Origin of the sequence: Lysinibacillus sp. BF-4, assembly GCF_000743635.1 — a bacterium.
In the GTDB taxonomy this organism is placed as follows: Bacteria; Bacillota; Bacilli; order Bacillales_A; family Planococcaceae; genus Metalysinibacillus; species Metalysinibacillus saudimassiliensis.
Window position 1 is genome coordinate 16,089 of the sequence record NZ_JPUW01000007.1, and the last position, 17,671, is coordinate 33,759.

Genomic DNA, 17,671 nt, shown 5'->3' on the forward strand with positions numbered 1-17,671 from the left:
GAAAAGAAGTGGCACATAGCGTTAGTATGTGAAATGGAGGAACGAACAATGTATGCAGGCGAATTATTAACGGTTTTACCTGTCAAACGCGTGATTGGTGAAGTACCGTCCCACGTTACAGAAATTGCGATTGACTCGCGCGCCTTACAGCAAGACAGTATGTTTATTTGTATTAATGGATATACGGTGGATGGGCATGATTATGCGCATAAGGCAATTGAGGCAGGCGCAACAATTATTGTGACAGAAAGAGAGCTTGAGTTACCTGAGGGGGTTACGCAGGTTGTTGTACGTGATACGACACGCGCACTCGGTTTATTAGCCGCAAAATTTTATGATTACCCATCGCAAGATATGTTTATGATTGGTGTTACAGGTACCAATGGTAAAACATCAGTGACAGGCATTATTCAAAATATGTTACAAAGTATGGGTACTAAAGCAGCGTTAACGGGTACGATTGGTTTTAACCTTAATGGTATTTTGTATGAGTCGGCCAATACGACAAGTGATGCACTTAGTACACAGCAAATGATTTTCCGTGCCAAAATGGAAGGCTGTCGTGTTATGACGATGGAAGTATCGTCGCATGGCTTAGCACTTGGCCGTTTAGCCGGCGTTGACTATGACGTTGCAATATTTACAAATTTAACGCATGACCATTTAGATTTCCACGGTACAATGGAAGACTACGGTCAAGCGAAGGGTTTATTATTCTCTCAGCTTGGGCAAGATTTAGAGAAAAATAAATACGTTGTATTGAACGCCGACGACCCTTGGGCAGAGCGCTACGCTAAAATGACGCCATTCCCTGTATGGCGTTACGGCTTTGATAGCCCGCGTGCTGACTTTAAGGCCAGCAATTGCTCATACGAGGATTTTAAAACACATTTTGATATGCAAACACCAGAGGGGACCTTCCGCGTACACATGAACTTACTTGGTGACTTTAATGTGTATAACGTATTAGCAGCGGCTACAACGTTTTATGCACGCGGCCATGCTATTGAGCAAATCATTGAGCACATTGAAATGCTACCACCTGTTAAGGGACGCATGGAAAAAGTGCCGAGCGATTTACCAATCGAAATCTTTATTGACTACGCTCATACACCTGATGCGATTGAAAAGGCCATTCAAGCAGCGGAGCCATATAAACAAGGTAAAATCATTTTCCTTGTAGGTACAGGTGGTAACCGTGATAAATCAAAACGTCCTGCTATGGCAGAAAAAGCCTCGCGCGCAGAGTACGTTATTTTAACAACAGACGACCCACGTTACGAAGAATATGACAGTATCACAGGTGATCTTGCTAAAGGTATGACGCATGATAACTTTGCTTGCATTGGTGACCGTGCAGAGGCTGTACGTCATGCAATTGAAGTAGCCGAGCCTGGTGATATGATTATTTTTGCAGGTAAAGGGCATGAGGACTTCCAAATTATCGAAAACACGAAATACCCACATAGTGATGCAGACATTGCTATCGAAGCTGGGATGAAAAAATTTAACGTGTGAGAGGGGGGCACAGCCCCTCTTTTTATTTGCACAAATTGGTGAAAACAGTTGTCAGCATAAGGAATAATCTTTTATGATGGCTAAGATAGGAAAAGGAGATTACTAATGAATAATTTAAAACAAGAAATTGAAGCACGTCGCACGTTTGCAATTATCTCTCACCCCGATGCGGGTAAAACAACCATTACAGAAAAAATGTTGTACTTTGGTGGCGCAATTCGCGACGCTGGTACAGTTAAAGGTAAAAAGTCAGGCAAGTTTGCGACATCTGACTGGATGGAAATCGAAAAACAACGTGGTATCTCAGTAACATCTTCTGTGATGCAGTTTGATTTTAACGATTGCCGCGTAAATATTTTAGACACACCAGGGCACCAAGATTTCTCTGAGGATACGTACCGCACATTAATGGCAGTAGATAGTGCTGTCATGGTAGTCGATGCAGCTAAAGGTATCGAGGTACAAACGTTAAAACTATTTAAAGTTTGTCGTATGCGTGGTATTCCGATTTTTACATTTATTAATAAATTAGACCGTCAAGGTAAAGAGCCATTAGAGTTAATGGAAGAGTTAGAAGAAGTGCTTGGTATTCAATCGTATGCAATGAACTGGCCAATCGGTATGGGTAAGGAGTTTTTAGGTATTTATGACCGCTACAATAAGCGTATTGAGCAGTTCCGTACAGATGAAGACTCGCGCTTCCTACCATTAGATGAAGACGGCGAGTTAGCGGTAGATAATGATATGAAGAAAACATCTTACTATACGCAAGCTATGGAAGACATTATGTTATTAGAAGAAGCGGGCAACCAATTTTCTGAAGAAAAAATTCGTCGCGGCGAATTAACACCAGTATTTTTTGGTTCGGCTTTAACAAACTTTGGTGTACAAACTTTCCTTGAAACATATTTACAGTTTGCGCCAATGCCACAGCCACGCTTAACACAAGAAGAAACAATCGTTGATCCAATTGAGTCACCAGAGTTCTCAGGCTTTATTTTTAAAATCCAAGCCAATATGAACCCAGCCCACCGTGACCGTATCGCTTTCGTACGTATTGTATCAGGTGAGTTTGAACGTGGTATGAATATGACACTATCACGTACGGGTAAATCATTTAAAGTGACACAATCGACACAATTTTTAGCGGATGATCGCGAAACGGTAGATAAAGCAGTTGCCGGCGATATTATCGGATTATATGATACAGGTACGTACCAAATCGGTGATACAGTTGTGGGTGGTAAGAAGACTTTTAAATTTGAGGCGCTACCACAATTCACACCAGAATTATTTATGAAGGTAACAGCGAAAAACGTTATGAAATCGAAGCACTTCCATAAAGGTATTTTACAATTAGTACAGGAAGGCGCAATTCAATATTACAAAACATTGCACACAGAGGAAGTTATTTTAGGTGCGGTTGGTCAATTACAATTTGAGGTATTTGAACACCGTATGAAAAACGAATATAACGTTGAGGTTCGTATGGAGCCAATGGGTAATAAAATTGCACGTTGGATTGAAAACGAAGAAGACGTTAAGGAATCAATGTCATCAGCACGTAGTATGTTAGTACGCGACCGTTATGACAATTATGTTTTCCTATTCGAGAACGACTTTGCTATGCGCTGGTTTGCTGATAAAAACGACAATATTAAATTATATAGCTTACTGTAAAACAAAACGCGAATTAGGTACGTCCTTATTCGCGTTTTTTATAGAAAGGAATTGGTAGGATGAATATTAGTAATTTTTCGATTAAACGACCGACCCTAACGATTGTTTCGATGTTACTGATTATTTTATTAGGTGGCATTTCGCTACTAAAAATACCAGTAACACTTATACCAGAGTTAAATCCGCCGATTGGTGTAGTCGTTACCTCATACCCAGGAGCTAGTCCTGAGGAGGTTAATGAGAAGGTTACCAAGCCGCTTGAAGCAACGCTTGCTACCTTGCCAGGCATCGAGCGGGTGCAATCAACCTCACAGGAAGGCTCCAACCTAATTGTGCTGGAGTTTAACTGGTCAACCAATATTCAAGACGTACAGCTTGATGTATTGCAGCGTATTGATATGACACCGTTACCTGATGATGCAGGGAAGCCGAGCTTTTTAAAGTTTGACCCATCACAGTTTCCAGTTATTCAATTAGCGTTACGTGCACAAGATACGGATGCAGATATACGCGTCGTGGCTGAAGAGTTAGAGCAAGAGCTACTGCGTACAGAGGGTGTAGCTAGTGTTAATATTTCAGGTAAAATTGTAGAGGAAGTTACGATTACGTTAGACCCTAAAACGATGGAAGAAAAGGGGCTAACGCAAGCGGACATTGTCCAAATTGTACAGGCTAATAATGTTTCCATGCCAGGTGAGCCTGTCGAAACTACAGATGGTCAGCTACTCACGACACGTATTATTAGTACGCTAACATCACCAGAGGATATTGAGGCACTCATTGTATCTGTTAATCCATTAACAGGTGAGGCATTAACCGTAGGTGACGTAGCAAAGGTAGTACGTGGTGAGCAACCATCTACTAGCGAAACTTATGCTAATGAGCGACCTGCTGTGCTAATGTCTGTGCTACAAGAGTCAGGAGCCAATACGGCAGATGTGTCGGAGCAATTTAAAGTAAAGCTCGATGAATTATTACAAGACGAACGTTATAAAGGTATCGAAGCAGATGTGCTATTTGACCAAGGTGATTATATTAATATCGCCATTGCAAATATTGGTCAGTCTATGATTGTTGGTGGCTTGTTTGCTATGCTTGTATTATTTGTCTTTTTACGTGGCATTAAGAGCCCTATTATTATTGGCGTAGCCATTCCTTACTCAGTCATTGTGACATTTGTGTTGATGTACTTTGCTAACTTCTCACTTAATATTATGACGCTTGGTGCGTTAGCGCTCGGGATTGGTATGCTAGTGGATAACGCCATTGTAGTCATCGAAAACATCGAACGACACCTTGGCTTGGGCGAGGACCCTATCGAAGCGGCTAAAAAAGGTACGAAGGAGTTAGCTACAGCAATTACAGCATCGACCTTAACAACCATTGCCGTTTTTGTGCCTGTATTATTTATTGAGGGGCTCATTGGGCAAATTTTTACAGAATTTGCGCTAACGATTTCGTTTAGTTTATTTGCATCATTAATGGTGTCACTCACAGTTGTGCCAATGCTAGCGAGTCGTATGTTAAAAACAAAAACTGAAAATATTGTAGAGAAACGTAGTCGCTCAGGCTTTTATACACGCTATGCGCGCGTAGTTAAACAATCTTTAAAACATCGTGCACTTGTACTAAGTGTGATTTTTGTACTGTTCATTGCCTCAGCCTATGCATTAATGACGCGTGGTACAGAGTTTTTACCAGCGACGGATGAGGGCTTTGCCTCAATTAATGTACAATTACCAAACGGTGCTTCATTAACCGAAACAAAAAAAGTAGTGGATTTGGTTGAGGAGCGTTTAAAAGAGGAAAAGGATGTTGAGGTGTATGTTAGCTTAATTGGTTCAACACAGGAGTCGGCAGCACGAGGACAAAATGTCTCTAATCGTGCTGAGATGTATGTGAAAATGAAGCCAGCGAGTGAGCGTAAACGTACAATATTTGAGTTTGCCGAAGAAGTAGAGGGTGATATTGCTAAGCAGATTAATGAGGACGTAAGTGTGCAGTTTAATGTTTCTACGTCATCAGGCTCAGCACCACAGCAATTGACCTTCCGTTTAACTGATACCAATAGTAAACGTTTAGCAGAGAGTGCAGATACATTAAAGGCTGCACTTGAGAAGAAGGATGGTATAACAGAGGTCTCTCATGACTTAGAAAACACCATCGAAGAAATTCAAATTGAAGTGAACCGTGAAGCGGCTAAGGATTTAGGTTTTGTGCCTGCACAAATTGCTCAAACGGTAAATCAAATGACGCGCGGTCAAGTTACAACGCAGATGATTACGGAAGACGAGCAGGTGCTTGTTGTAACGACAGGCTTTGGTGATGCTTATCGTAAAGATGTTAATGCGTTAAAAGAAATGCAACTTCGTTCACCAGCAGGTACATTTGTTAAGTTAAAAGAAATTGCAGATGTAGAAGTAAAGGAAGGGCCTGTTTCGATTCGACGTTCAGATCAAACTTCAGCCGTTGCGTTCTTTGTAAAATATGCATCAACTGAATCATTAGGTAATATGTCGAAAAAAGTTGACGAAGTAATTGCAAAAACAAAATTGCCTGCAACAACTGACGTTGCCTTTAGTGGTGACCGTGAGCTTTATGATAGCTCAATTGATGACATGATTATGGCTTTGATTTTAGCTGTACTGCTTGTGTACTTTGTAATGGCAGCTCAGTTCGAATCGTTTAAATACCCATTTATTATTATGTTCACTGTACCATTGATGGTTATTGGTGTAGCAATAGCCTTCTTACTAACAGGTACAATTATTAGTGTAACGGCTGTTATTGGTATATTAGTGCTCGTCGGTATTGTTGTAAATAATGGTATTGTCTTTGTAGACTATATTAATCAGAAGAAGGCGCAAGGTGTACCTTCATATGAGGCCATTATTATGACAACAGAGGACCGCTTACGACCTGTTATTATGACAGCAGCTACGACGATTTTAGGTTTGCTACCATTAGCGCTTGGCATTGGTGAAGGTACAGAGATGAATCAGCCAATGGGTATTGCGGTAATTGGTGGGTTATTAACATCAACCTTATTTACGTTATTTGTAGTACCAATTATTTATAGCTTGTTTGATAAAGAAACACGTAAAATGAATCGTCGTTAAACGAAGCAAAGGGGATGTTTTCGTTGAGAACTTATTTTTACACAGGTTTTCCTGGATTTATCACGAGCCGCTTAATTGCGGAGGCATTTGAACAAAATATTTGTGATGAGGCGTATGTGGTAGTGGAGGAGTGCCAAAGCTTAAATGCCGAGGTAGTCGCTGCTACGTTGTTAACACGCTATCCTACAAAGCAAATTCATATTATAGAGGGCGATATTACGCTTCCTAACTTAGGTTTAACAGATGTAGTAGTAGAGGAGCTAGCACCGAAAATTTCGGTGCTATGGCATCTTGCAGCGATTTATGATTTGGCTGTAACACGCACCCTAGCATGGCGTGTGAATGTGCATGGCACATCAATGGTCAATGATTTTGCTAAGCAGTTGCCAAATTTATCGCGCTATATGTACTTTAGTACAGCGTATGTGGCAGGTACACGCACAGGTAAGCTCAAGGAAACGGAGCTATCTACACCTGCAGCTTTTAAAAATTATTATGAAGAAACTAAGTTTGAAGCAGAGCTACTTGTTGAGGATTGTAAAGCAGAGCTACCAATTACTATATTACGCCCAGGCATCGTATGTGGTCATGCTACAACAGGCGAGACAAATAAATTTGATGGGCCGTACTTTTTAATGAATCTGATTGATCGTTTAAGTAAGCTACCCACTGTACCTTATGTTGGTAAGTCAAAAGCAAAAACTGAGCTCAATGTCGTGCCTGTTAATTATATTATTGAGGCTGCTACGTATTTAGCGTTGACTGACGAAGCGATTGGCGAGACAGTTCATTTAACAGATCCTAACCCACACCCTATCCAAGAAGTTTATCGCATTATGGTGAAGGAGATGACAGGGCAATATCCATTTGGCAATATCTCATTAAATGTAGCTCGTCGAGTACTAGCAAATAAAAAGCTACGCATTTATTTTGGTGTTGAGCAACAAGCGCTCGATTATTTAGCATGGCAGGCAAATTTTGATACTACAGTAGCTGAACGTCTATTAAAAAATAGTACAGTGAAATGTCCAGATTTTATTGCTATTTTACCTGTGTTGATTACCTTTTACGAAGCACATAAAAAGGATAGCGCAAAGCAGGTTAAAATCTTATAAAATATTTGCGCTACTTATGTACGCATGCTATAATTATTGTACAAATGAATAGACCTTATTGACATTTCGTCAAAGGGGAGTAGCTATAAACGATACTTATCGTTTACTTTACGTTCGTCATTACGTGATACTATCACCGGACGTAATAACATTAACTTGTTTAGCAAGACCTTTGCCTATCATAGGCAGGGGTCTTTTTGTTTTGTATAAAACAAAAGGAGTTGTTGAACATGGAAGCAATATTATTAGAGTATGCATGGGTACTATTGGTGCTTGTTGCATTAGAAGGTTTACTAGCAGCGGATAACGCTATTGTTATGGCAGTAATGGTAAAACATTTACCACCAAAGGAACAAAAGAAGGCATTATTTTACGGGTTAATTGGTGCATTAGTCTTCCGCTTTGCGGCACTATTTTTAATCGCAACACTCGTTAAGTATTGGCAAATCCAAGCAATTGGTGCAGCATACTTATTATTTATTTCAATTAAAAGTTTGTACGGTATTTGGAAGCATAAAGATGTTGAGAATGCCGACATCCAACCGAAGAAGGAATCAGGTTTTTGGATGACGGTAGTAAAAGTTGAGATTACGGATATCGCCTTTGCGATCGACTCAATGTTAGCTGCAGTAGCTATCGCGATGACGTTACCACACTTAGGTAACTTTGATATTGGTGGCATTAATGGTGGTCAATTCCTTGTGATGTTCTTTGGTGGTGTGATTGGTCTAGTTATTATGCGTTTCGCGGCACAATGGTTTGTTAAGGTGCTTAACGATTACCCATCACTTGAAGCAGCAGCCTTTATGATTGTTGGTTGGGTTGGTGTGAAGCTTGTAGTGTTAACACTTGCACATCCTGGCGTAGGCTTAATTGCAGAGAGCTTCCCGCACTCAACACTATGGAAAGCAACGTTCTGGATTGTGTTACTGGGCATTGCTTTAGGCGGTTATTTTACCGGCTTACGAAATAAAAAGAAAGCTGAGAAAAATGCTTAACGTCTGCTAAAAATACGCTATACTGAGGGAAGAACAGTTTTTGAGCTGTTCTTCCTTTTATTTTGTAAGGAGGTTAGTTCATGCCGTGGAAGAAGGAAAAGAAGGGGATAACGCCGTTCCGTTTAATAGTATCGTATTACTTTATTGCGATGTCGATTTCTTTCTTGTTACTCCGCTTGCCGTGGGTACATCAACCAGGGGTTGAAGTATCGCTGATAGATAGTCTTTTTACAGCGGTTAGTGCAGTAAGTGTAACGGGCTTAACGACTATTACGATTGCAGAGTCCTATACTACCTTTGGTTTTGTCATGCTGTTAGTTATTTTACAGCTAGGTGCTATTGGTATTATGTCGCTCGGTACATTTGTATGGTTGTTAGTCGGTAAAAAAATCGGCATGCGCGAGCGCCAATTAATTATGATTGATCATAACCAATCTAATATTTCTGGTGTCGTTAATTTAATTCGAGAAATTATAAAAATCTTATTTGCCATAGAGTTGTTTGGTGCAGTTGTACTGTCCATCCATTATTTAAAGTATTTTGATACATGGCAAGAGGCAGTTGTACAAGGGGTGTTTGGTGCAATATCTGCTACAACAAATGGTGGCTTTGATATTACAGGATTGAGCCTATTACCATTTCATAATGATTATTTTGTGCAATTTATTACTATGCTACTTATTGCGCTTGGTGCAATTGGCTTCCCTGTATTAATTGAGGTTAAGCAGTATTTACGTAGTAAAAAAACAAACTTCCGTTTTAGTTTATTTACCAAAATTACTACATCAACCTATGCCATTTTATTTGTGGTAGGTGCGCTTGTGATTTTAGTATTGGAGTCTTTCCAGTCATTTAAAAATATGACGTGGCATGAGGCGTTATTTTCTGCGATGTTTCATTCCGTATCAGCTCGTTCAGCGGGTTTAACAACTTTTGATGTTACTACTTTTGGCGAGTCCACCAATTTATTTATTAGCTTTTTAATGTTTATTGGTGCTTCGCCAAGTTCAGTGGGTGGCGGTATTCGTACGACGACTTTTGCGATTGCGATTTTATTTTTAATTACCTTTGCACGAGGGAAAGAAGATATTCAAGTATTTGGGCGAGAGATTTATTTGATTGATGTTTTTCGTTCGTATGCGGTAATTATCTTAGCTATTTTTATGGTCCTGGTTGCTACTATTATTTTGTTAATTACAGAGCCACAGGCATCGCTAATGCAAATTGTGTTTGAGATAGCCTCCGCCTTCGGTACGTGTGGGATGACGCTTGGTATTACAGGTGACCTTTCGACAACAGGGAAAATTGTAATCATGCTTCTGATGTTTATCGGGCGTGTAGGGTTAATTTCCTTCTTGTATTCGATTGGCGGTAAAACGAAGAAGACCAAATTCCACTATCCAAAAGAACGTGTGATTATTGGTTAAACTAAAACAGGTAGACCGAATGAGTTGTCGGTCTACCTGTTTTTTAGTTGAAAGTTGTAAAGAAAGGCGAGCTATCTTTGCGGAAGTACGTTAATAAATACGTATCTTCAGTTACGATACGACCTTGTTTTAGGTAAGTAGTAACGTCAAAGGCAAAAGGTACAACTAATGTATGCTTAAACAGCTCACGTTGTTGCACACCTAACGCCGCAAAGTCTTCACCTGCGGTTGTAGCATCGCGATCAAGGCGCTCGTAAATAGCCTTACGCGTATCGTCTGCTAAATGATTTTGCCACCAAAGCTTACGCGGTTGGAAGTGATGCGTGCTTAGGAAGTCAAGCTGCATCAAACTTGTGATGATGGCGATAGGTGCATCCTCACGTGTGTGCAAGAATTCAAGTAAGCGCGTAAATAAATCTTCTAACTGGTGACCAATACGTGACCAGCCTTTATTTTCCCAGTACGTACCAAAGTCTTGGAAGAAATCAAATGGTGTCTCAAATACTTCTGTTACTAAGTATTCGATTGTATGATCCATGCGGTGGTCATTCCAATATTTTTCGAGCACATCTTCTGCATGTTTAATACGTACGATATCATCAAAAGTAAGCACATTGTTTGAGAAGATTTCGTAAGGCGCTACATCAACATAAGTGTAGCCATATTTTTCGGCTTCTAAGCGCAAACCTGTACCACGTAATAATTTTAAAAAGCCAAGCTGTAACTCCTCAGGACGCATAGCAAAAACATCATTAAACGTTTGGCGGAAGCTAGTGTAATCCTCTTCAGGTAGTCCGGCGATTAAATCAAGGTGTTGATCAATCTTGCCGCCTTCTTTTACCATCGTTACCGTACGCGTTAGTTTTTCGAAGTTTTGACGGCGTTTAACAAGTTCATTGGTTTCGTCATTTGTTGATTGGATACCAATCTCAAAACGGAACAAGCCAGCAGGTGCATTGTCATTTAAAAATTGAATGACTTCAGGGCGCATAATATCCGCAGTGATTTCAAATTGGAACACCACGCCAGGTTGACGCTCGTCAATTAAAAATTGGAACATCTCCATAGCATAGCTACGACTAATATTAAACGTACGGTCAACGAATTTAATCGTACGTGCACCATTATTCATTAAGTAGCGAATGTCTTCTTTAACTTTTTCACGGTTAAAGTAGCGCACGCCAACTTCGATAGATGATAGACAAAATTGGCAAGAGAACGGGCAGCCGCGGCTCGTCTCGATATATTGGATGCGTTTACCAAGGAATGGACGGTCTTCTTCTAGACGGAAGGGGCTTGGCATTTCACGCAAGTCCACTTTAGGTGCTTGAGGATGAAGCTTTACTTTATTATCCACAAGGTAGCAAATATTAGGCACCTTTTCTAAAGGGATTTCGCCGTTTTCATAACGTAATAATTCTTTGAAGGCAATTTCGCCTTCATTCATTAAAATATAATCAATTACGCCATCAAGACGACGCAGCCAATCATGCACATCGTAGGATACTTCAGGGCCACCTAGTACAATTTTTACGTTAGGTAGTACCGTGCGTAGCATGCGCGCGACGGTAATGGTTTCTTCGATGTTCCAAATATAGCAACTAAAGCCGATGACATCAGGCTTCTTTTGAAATAAATCAGAGACAATATTAAATGCAGGGTCCTTGATTGTATATTCGGCAATTTCGGGATTAAACTCAGGCTGTGCGGCTACTTTTAAATAGCGTAGTGCTAAGTTGGTATGAATGTATTTGGCATTAAGTGTAGCTAAAACAATTTTCATTAAACTATCTCCTTTTCTACTCTACTCATTGTAACAATGAAATAGTGCTCACTCAATCAACATATTCGTCTGTTTTGTTACTATATTGCGAAAAAATCAGCGCTTTGACAATCCTTTTCGAAAGTCGCTATAATATGTTAAGCATGAAGAAGTGAGAAGGTGAGTAGATTGGCGTCAGAAGAAGTGAAGCAATCACTGAAGTTATATATTGTATTGTCACGTGCGCACAAGGCCATTAATGAGGAGTTACACGGATTTTTTCAGGCAAATGGTGTAAATCCTACAGAGTTTGCGGTACTTGAGCTGTTATATCATAAAGGTCGCCAGCCATTGCAAGTTATTGGCTCTAAAATTTTATTAGCAAGTGGCTCGATTACGTATGTTGTTGATAAATTAGAAAAACGCGGCTACTTAAACCGCGTGTCATGTCCACAGGACCGTCGTGTGACGTATGCAGAGATTAGTGAGGCAGGCGAGGCCTTTATGGCTGAAGTTTTCCCGCAACATGAGTTGATGCTACATGATTTGTTAGGCGCGCTTGACGAAGAAGAAAAGGCGCAAGCGATTACTTTATTAAAAAAATTAGGGCGTTCTATTAAAGATTTGTCCTATTAAAAAGAACCTCGCTAGTAGTAGCGAGGTTCTTTTTTGTTTATTTTTTTGTAATAGTTGAAGCCATTTGTAGGAATGAAGCTAGTGCTTGTGCATCTGCTTTATCATAAATTGTTAATTGACCAACTAAGCCATTTTGTTCGAAAGCTACAACATAAACTAAATCATCATCAAATGATGTTTTCCAGCCAGTTGCATTACCAAGTGGTGCTAGCTCAGCTGCTGTTAATTCAGTTGGCTCACCAATAGCTTGCATATACATTAATGCATTATCTTTTACAGAAGCAAATGTATCTTCTTCTGTTGTTGCTACTTGTACGCGCATTGATAAGCTATTATTAGCAGAAGAAATAATTTGGTCACGACCAGGCTCTTCAGCATTTAATGTAAAGCCATCGTTTAATGCTACAGTGTAAGGCATTTGTGTTGAAGCTGTACCGTTAGCTTGTACAGTTTCTTTTGGTTCTTCAGCTTCTTTAGCTGGCGTGTTAGCTGTAGATTTTGTTTCGACTTCTTCAGTAGCCGTTTGTTCTTCAGTAGCCGCTTTTGGCTCTTCTGTTTTTTCGGCTTCAGCAGTTTCTTTCTCTGTTTCTTTAGCTGCATCCTGCTCGTCTGTTACAACCTCAATCGGCTCTTGCTCGGCTTCTTTAGCTTGCTTGGTATCATCACCTTGTCCACAAGCAGCGATTAGCATAGCTGACAAAGCCAGTGTCATTGTAAGTGTTAATTTTTTTGACATGTTAAAACCCTCCCTTTATTAACTATAGGACGTAGTTTGTTCTATAGTAGTTTCATTGTAATGGTAAAACGAGAAACAGTAAAAGAATAAAAACAGTGTGTGTAATAATAATGAGGGGCATACTTCTTTTCCATTCATATAAAAAGCCCCAAAGTAAACTTACCGTAAATGCAGCCATCATCCCAGGAGTAAAGCCGCTAGGGAGAAGTACAATAGCACTAAGTAATGCGGTTGTAACAACTGCTAGGCTTGTTTTCATCATGCTTTTTAATAATTGTTGAACATAGCCGCGCCAAAATAATTCTTCACCGATAATAATAATAAAAATGAGCAATACGTAATGCCCGATATGTGCTGGGGCAAAATCATTTAAAAATTTTGTGATGGGTTTTGCAATTTTAAATGAAAGCATTGGTGCAATTTCGTAACCTAGGCGGATAATGCCATAGGAGATTGTACCATAGCCAATTCCAAATAATAAATAATGCCACGTAGGCAGCTCATCAAAAAATTTAGCGTTCAAAATGGCAATCGCTAAACAAACTAAAATTGTGAAAGTGTAAAGATACCAAAAGACCGCCTTATTATCAAATGTAATAAACAGCATGATCAACATAAATAGTAAGGAAAAGAGAAGCGTTCCCTTTTGTTTACTTGTTATTTGCATTTCATTAACCTCCGTTTACTATACTAACAAAAAAAGAGCTAGCCATCATTAGTAAAAATGGCAAGCTCTTGAACAAAGCGTTTGTACTATTGTGAGTCAGCAATAATTTTATAGCGTTTATGATTGATTACAGTGCGTTCTTCCATACCTAATTGCTCAAAGTTCTCCATGTACGTTAAGTTAACAATTACAGAGTTCTCGTTTATTTTTTCGACGATGCCTTGTAGTCCGTCTCTAAATTCGATAATATTTCCAATTTCCGCTACAATGATATCTTCTTCTTCTTTTTTCTCAGTCATCTCTGTCAGCTCCTTCATCGGCTAATAGTATATAGTCTACCTACTTTTTTGAAAAGGTAAAGCATTTTACTGCAATTTACTTAACGCTAGCAGCCGAGTACTATAAACTATAGTTTACACGAAAGTGAACAAAATAATAAGTGAGGTGTTTTGACATGACAGACTATGCACAACAATTAGAGCAACTAGCGAAAGGCGAGATGGTAAGTTTAACAATTGCTAAAGAAGATTTTTTAGCTTTTCGTGAGGTATTAATTAAACATCCACAGTTTAAACAATTTAGAGGTGAGGCACTACAAGGTGCTACAATTGTGTATACCTTTTTACAAGAAGCCCGCGCATAAGGGTTTATCTTTTTAGTAAATGGGAATTAACTTAATGCATACTTATTTTCCCCATTTCATTTATCGAGGCATTCGTCATCTGGCGAATGCCTTTTGTGTTTGTATTTTTCTGAACTTTACACTACTATTTTTACAAAGGGGGATTTTTTTATGACATCAATCGCATTTATTGGTACGGGCGTAATGGGTAAAAGTATTGTCTTACATTTATTAAAGGCAAATCATGACGTGACAATTTATACACGTACAAAGGAAAAAGCGCAATCTCTTATTGAGGCAGGTGCAACATGGGCGGCGTCACCAAAAGAAGCAGCACTTGGTAAGGAAATAATTTTTTCGATGGTAGGGTATCCACAAGATGTGGAGGAGGTACTATTAGGTGAGCAAGGTGCATTACAAAGTGCAACAGCAGGCACAATTATAATTGATATGACAACATCAGAGCCAACGTTAGCTAAAAAGATTTATCAACAAGCGTTAGCGCAAGGTGTACATGCATTAGATGCGCCTGTTTCAGGTGGAGATGTTGGCGCACAAAATGGCACGCTTTCGATTATGGTAGGTGGTGATGAGGCCGTCTTTCATCAAGTGCATAGTTTACTCGAAGTCTTTGGCGAAAATATTGTATACCAAGGTGAGGCAGGTGCAGGGCAACATACTAAAATGTGCAATCAAATTGTAATTGCCTCAGGGATGATTGGCGTGAGCGAGGCAATGGCTTATGGGCTTGCGGCAGGTTTGTCTATGGACCATGTACTGCAATCTATTACAACGGGCGCAGCGGGCTCATGGGGGCTTAGCAATTTAGCACCGCGTATGATTGAGGGTGACTATGCACCAGGCTTTTATATTAAACATATCGTGAAGGATATGGGGATTGCACTGCGTGAGAGCGCACAGATGGGTATTACGTTACCAGGACTAACTTTAGCTAATGACATGTATGAAAAATTAGTAGCAGAGGGTTATGGCGAGGAAGGCACACAGGCCTTAGTCCGCTATTATAAATAAAAACAGTAGCGCTCGTGATTAACGGGCGCTTTTTTACTCAAACAGAAGGTGAGGGCTTACTATGAAGCAAGAGCAACAACATCGCAATCAGCTCGCACTCTATTTATCACTCCCTATTTTATCATGGGCATTTTATGATTTTGCGAATACGATCTTCTCATCCAATATTAATACAATCTTCTTTCCTTTTTATATGGATGAGGTATTAGGAAAAAATGAAGTCATGCAACAAGTGGCGAGTACATTTATTTCATATGCCAACGCGCTCGCCAGTTTTTTTCTTGTTGTATTTTCACCATTGTTTGGTGTGATGGTGGATAAGACAGGGTATAAAAAACGATTTATTGTATGGTTTGCTTCCATCTCTATCTTCTTTACTTTTATGATGGGAGTTTTTGCACCGTTAGATGTGCCCTTTACGTATATGGGCGTACCGGGTAGTTTACTACTTGTTGTAGTCAGCTTTGTTATTGCAAAGTTTTTCTTTAATGCGAGCTTAGTATTTTATGACTCGATGATGCCAGATCTCGGCACGCGTGAAGAAATGCCGTTGATTTCAGGCTTTGGTGTAGCTGTAGGTTATTTTGGCACGCTTGTTGGTTTATTGGTGTATTTATATGTGGGGGATTCGGATTTCCACCGTAGTTTTATCCCAACTGCCATTTTATATTTACTATTTTCATTGCCACTCTTTTTTATTAATAAGGATACACCTATTCCTAAAGAGGAACGCGAGGCCTTTAAATTTTTTGATGGCTATAAGGAGATTTTTCAAACCTTTAAGGATATGAAGGGGCATCGTAATATTTTTACTTTTATGATTGCCTATTTCTTTTTAAATGATGCGATTGCAACGACGATTGCGATGATGGCGGTATATGCAACGGCAATTATGGGCTTTACGTCAGGGCAATTTATTGTGCTGTACTTAGTATCCACAGTGTCTACAATTATTGGCTCACTAGCCTTCGGTTATATTACTAAGCGCATTGGTGCACATAAAGCGGTGTCACTGGTAGCCTTGTTAATGATTGTTGCGCTATGTTTTTCAGTATTTGCGACAGCACAATGGATGTTTTGGATTGCAGGTAGTTTATTTGGTGTATCACTGGGCTCAATGTGGGTAACATCACGTACGCTAATTATCGAGTTGTCACCAGAGGAAAAAAGAGGGCAATTCTTTGGACTATTTGCCTTCTCGGGAAAGGTCTCTTCTATCATTGGTCCTGCCGTTTACGGAACCGTCACATTTGCCATGCGTGATTATGGAACGCTCGCAAGCCGCGTGGCACTGTCTACATTAATTGTTATGACAATCATTGGGCTCATTATTCATTTGCGTGTAAAGGATAATTCAGTAAATTAGCAAGTAGGAGAAATGTCTTGCGTGTGATACAATTAGGGTATATTACTAACCTATAAAGTAAAGGGGCGACTCTCTTGGAACAAACGGGAATTTTACTCGAAAGTGGCACAAATGAGCTTGAAATTGTGGAGTTCGATGTAGCCAATAATAAATTTGGGATTAATGTTATTAAAGTAAAAGAAATCATTCAGCCAATCCCTGTAATTTTTGTACCGCACGCGCATGAGCATGTCGAAGGTATTATTCAATTACGTGGTGAGGTACTACCTGTTGTTGATATGCTAAAAGTGTTAGGCATTCATAATGTTGAGCGTAGCCCACAGCAAAAATATATTGTGGCAGAGTTTAATAAACAACGTGTGGTTTTCCATGTAGATAATGTGACGCAAATTCACCGTATTTCATGGGATCAAATCGAAAAGCCATCTGATATGTACCAAGGCGGTGCTTCACAAGTGATTGGTGTGATTAAGCAAAATGACCAAATGATTTTACTGCTTGATTTCGAACGCATTATGCTTGAGATTAATCCAGAGTCAGGGATTAATGTAGAGTCTGTTAAAAAGTTAGGTAAGCGCGATCGCTCGGATAAAAAGATTGTAGTAGCAGAGGACTCACCTTTACTACGCAAGCTATTGCATGACACATTAAATGAAGCAGGCTATGCTAATGTTGACTTCTTCGAAAATGGTCGCGATGCGTATAATTATTTAGAGACGCTTGTTAAAGCTGACCCAAGCAAGGACATTACGCAGCATGTGCAAATGATTATTACTGATATTGAAATGCCACAAATGGATGGTCACCATTTAACACGCAAAATTAAAGAGCATCCTGACCTTGCTGTATTGCCTGTCATTATCTTCTCAAGTTTAATTACGGATGACTTACGACATAAGGGCGAACGTGTAGGTGCAGAAGACCAAATTAGTAAACCAGAAATAGCAGAATTAATTTTACGAATTGACCAATTAATTTTATAGTTGTGGTCCA

15 protein-coding genes are annotated in these 17,671 nt (G+C 39.6%); 11 read left to right on the forward strand and 4 right to left on the reverse strand.

The window, feature by feature from the left end; genetic code table 11:
* Nucleotides 1-48 precede the first annotated feature (48 nt).
* From CH76_RS04425 to CH76_RS04450, 6 genes are all read left to right on the forward strand, one after another.
* Nucleotides 49-1,518 (forward strand): UDP-N-acetylmuramoyl-L-alanyl-D-glutamate--2,6-diaminopimelate ligase, encoded by a 1,470-nt coding sequence (locus tag CH76_RS04425; protein ID WP_036143545.1) that lies wholly within the window; start codon nucleotides 49-51, stop codon nucleotides 1,516-1,518.
* Between the two features lie 105 nt (nucleotides 1,519-1,623).
* Entirely contained in the window at nucleotides 1,624-3,198 is a 1,575-nt protein-coding gene (locus tag CH76_RS04430) for a peptide chain release factor 3 (RefSeq protein ID WP_036143548.1), read from the forward strand.
* Between the two features lie 59 nt (nucleotides 3,199-3,257).
* Entirely contained in the window at nucleotides 3,258-6,317 is a 3,060-nt protein-coding gene (locus CH76_RS04435) for an efflux RND transporter permease subunit (RefSeq protein ID WP_036143550.1), read from the forward strand.
* 14 nt (nucleotides 6,318-6,331) lie between these two features.
* The gene (locus tag CH76_RS04440) at nucleotides 6,332-7,432 is read left to right on the forward strand and encodes an SDR family oxidoreductase (RefSeq protein ID WP_369792359.1); all 1,101 of its coding nucleotides are present in this window, start codon (nucleotides 6,332-6,334) and stop codon (nucleotides 7,430-7,432) included.
* Between the two features lie 230 nt (nucleotides 7,433-7,662).
* On the forward strand, nucleotides 7,663-8,430 hold the full coding sequence (locus CH76_RS04445; RefSeq protein ID WP_036143556.1) for a TerC family protein: 768 nt from the start codon (nucleotides 7,663-7,665) through the stop codon (nucleotides 8,428-8,430).
* 80 nt (nucleotides 8,431-8,510) lie between these two features.
* Nucleotides 8,511-9,857: a TrkH family potassium uptake protein gene (locus tag CH76_RS04450; RefSeq protein ID WP_036143557.1), complete on the forward strand. Its 1,347-nt coding sequence runs from the start codon at nucleotides 8,511-8,513 to the stop codon at nucleotides 9,855-9,857.
* Nucleotides 9,858-9,900: 43 nt separating this feature from the next.
* On the opposite strand, the gene CH76_RS04455 is transcribed toward CH76_RS04450, so the two are convergent.
* Nucleotides 9,901-11,640 carry a B12-binding domain-containing radical SAM protein gene (locus tag CH76_RS04455; protein WP_036143559.1) on the reverse strand — a complete coding sequence of 580 codons (1,740 nt, stop codon included), beginning with the start codon at nucleotides 11,638-11,640 and terminating at the stop codon, nucleotides 9,901-9,903.
* 168 nt (nucleotides 11,641-11,808) lie between these two features.
* Here CH76_RS04455 and CH76_RS04460 point away from each other — a divergent pair, with 168 nt between their 5' ends.
* Nucleotides 11,809-12,255, forward strand: coding sequence for a MarR family winged helix-turn-helix transcriptional regulator (locus CH76_RS04460; protein WP_036143562.1), 447 nt, complete (start codon nucleotides 11,809-11,811; stop codon nucleotides 12,253-12,255).
* A gap of 37 nt (nucleotides 12,256-12,292) precedes the next feature.
* Here CH76_RS04460 and CH76_RS04465 read toward each other — a convergent pair whose 3' ends face one another.
* The 3 genes from CH76_RS04465 to CH76_RS04475 all read right to left on the reverse strand — a co-directional run bounded on the left by CH76_RS04465 (nucleotide 12,293) and on the right by CH76_RS04475 (nucleotide 13,957).
* Nucleotides 12,293-12,991, reverse strand: coding sequence for a hypothetical protein (locus CH76_RS04465; RefSeq protein WP_036143563.1), 699 nt, complete (start codon nucleotides 12,989-12,991; stop codon nucleotides 12,293-12,295).
* Between the two features lie 52 nt (nucleotides 12,992-13,043).
* Complete coding sequence (locus CH76_RS04470; RefSeq protein ID WP_036143565.1) at nucleotides 13,044-13,658, reverse strand: CPBP family intramembrane glutamic endopeptidase; 615 nt, start codon at nucleotides 13,656-13,658, stop codon at nucleotides 13,044-13,046.
* A gap of 86 nt (nucleotides 13,659-13,744) precedes the next feature.
* Nucleotides 13,745-13,957, reverse strand: coding sequence for a DUF2187 family protein (locus CH76_RS04475; RefSeq protein ID WP_051910235.1), 213 nt, complete (start codon nucleotides 13,955-13,957; stop codon nucleotides 13,745-13,747).
* Nucleotides 13,958-14,112: 155 nt separating this feature from the next.
* Between CH76_RS04475 and CH76_RS04480 the strand changes: the two genes are divergently transcribed.
* From CH76_RS04480 to CH76_RS04495, 4 genes are all read left to right on the forward strand, one after another.
* Nucleotides 14,113-14,301 (forward strand): hypothetical protein, encoded by a 189-nt coding sequence (locus CH76_RS04480; RefSeq protein ID WP_036143567.1) that lies wholly within the window; start codon nucleotides 14,113-14,115, stop codon nucleotides 14,299-14,301.
* Nucleotides 14,302-14,451: 150 nt separating this feature from the next.
* A complete protein-coding gene (locus CH76_RS04485; protein WP_036143570.1) occupies nucleotides 14,452-15,312 on the forward strand; it encodes an NAD(P)-dependent oxidoreductase in 861 nt (286 codons plus the stop codon).
* 61 nt (nucleotides 15,313-15,373) lie between these two features.
* Entirely contained in the window at nucleotides 15,374-16,678 is a 1,305-nt protein-coding gene (locus CH76_RS04490; protein ID WP_036143572.1) for an MFS transporter, read from the forward strand.
* Nucleotides 16,679-16,752: 74 nt separating this feature from the next.
* Nucleotides 16,753-17,661 (forward strand): chemotaxis protein, encoded by a 909-nt coding sequence (locus tag CH76_RS04495; RefSeq protein WP_036143575.1) that lies wholly within the window; start codon nucleotides 16,753-16,755, stop codon nucleotides 17,659-17,661.
* The last annotated feature ends 10 nt before the right edge of the window (nucleotides 17,662-17,671 follow it).

Excerpts from the sequence above, each read along its gene's own strand:
- CH76_RS04475 (WP_051910235.1), bottom strand. The coding sequence starts at position 13,957 with ATGACTGAGAAAAAAGAAGAAGAAGATATCATTGTAGCGGAAATTGGA.
- CH76_RS04455 (WP_036143559.1), bottom strand. The coding sequence starts at position 11,640 with ATGAAAATTGTTTTAGCTACACTTAATGCCAAATACATTCATACCAAC.
- CH76_RS04465 (WP_036143563.1), bottom strand. The coding sequence starts at position 12,991 with ATGTCAAAAAAATTAACACTTACAATGACACTGGCTTTGTCAGCTATG.
- CH76_RS04490 (WP_036143572.1), top strand. The coding sequence starts at position 15,374 with ATGAAGCAAGAGCAACAACATCGCAATCAGCTCGCACTCTATTTATCA.
- CH76_RS04435 (WP_036143550.1), top strand. The coding sequence starts at position 3,258 with ATGAATATTAGTAATTTTTCGATTAAACGACCGACCCTAACGATTGTT.
- CH76_RS04480 (WP_036143567.1), top strand. The coding sequence starts at position 14,113 with ATGACAGACTATGCACAACAATTAGAGCAACTAGCGAAAGGCGAGATG.
- CH76_RS04485 (WP_036143570.1), top strand. The coding sequence starts at position 14,452 with ATGACATCAATCGCATTTATTGGTACGGGCGTAATGGGTAAAAGTATT.
- CH76_RS04430 (WP_036143548.1), top strand. The coding sequence starts at position 1,624 with ATGAATAATTTAAAACAAGAAATTGAAGCACGTCGCACGTTTGCAATT.
- CH76_RS04470 (WP_036143565.1), bottom strand. The coding sequence starts at position 13,658 with ATGCAAATAACAAGTAAACAAAAGGGAACGCTTCTCTTTTCCTTACTA.
- CH76_RS04440 (WP_369792359.1), top strand. The coding sequence starts at position 6,332 with ATGTTTTCGTTGAGAACTTATTTTTACACAGGTTTTCCTGGATTTATC.
- CH76_RS04425 (WP_036143545.1), top strand. The coding sequence starts at position 49 with ATGTATGCAGGCGAATTATTAACGGTTTTACCTGTCAAACGCGTGATT.
- CH76_RS04445 (WP_036143556.1), top strand. The coding sequence starts at position 7,663 with ATGGAAGCAATATTATTAGAGTATGCATGGGTACTATTGGTGCTTGTT.
- CH76_RS04450 (WP_036143557.1), top strand. The coding sequence starts at position 8,511 with ATGCCGTGGAAGAAGGAAAAGAAGGGGATAACGCCGTTCCGTTTAATA.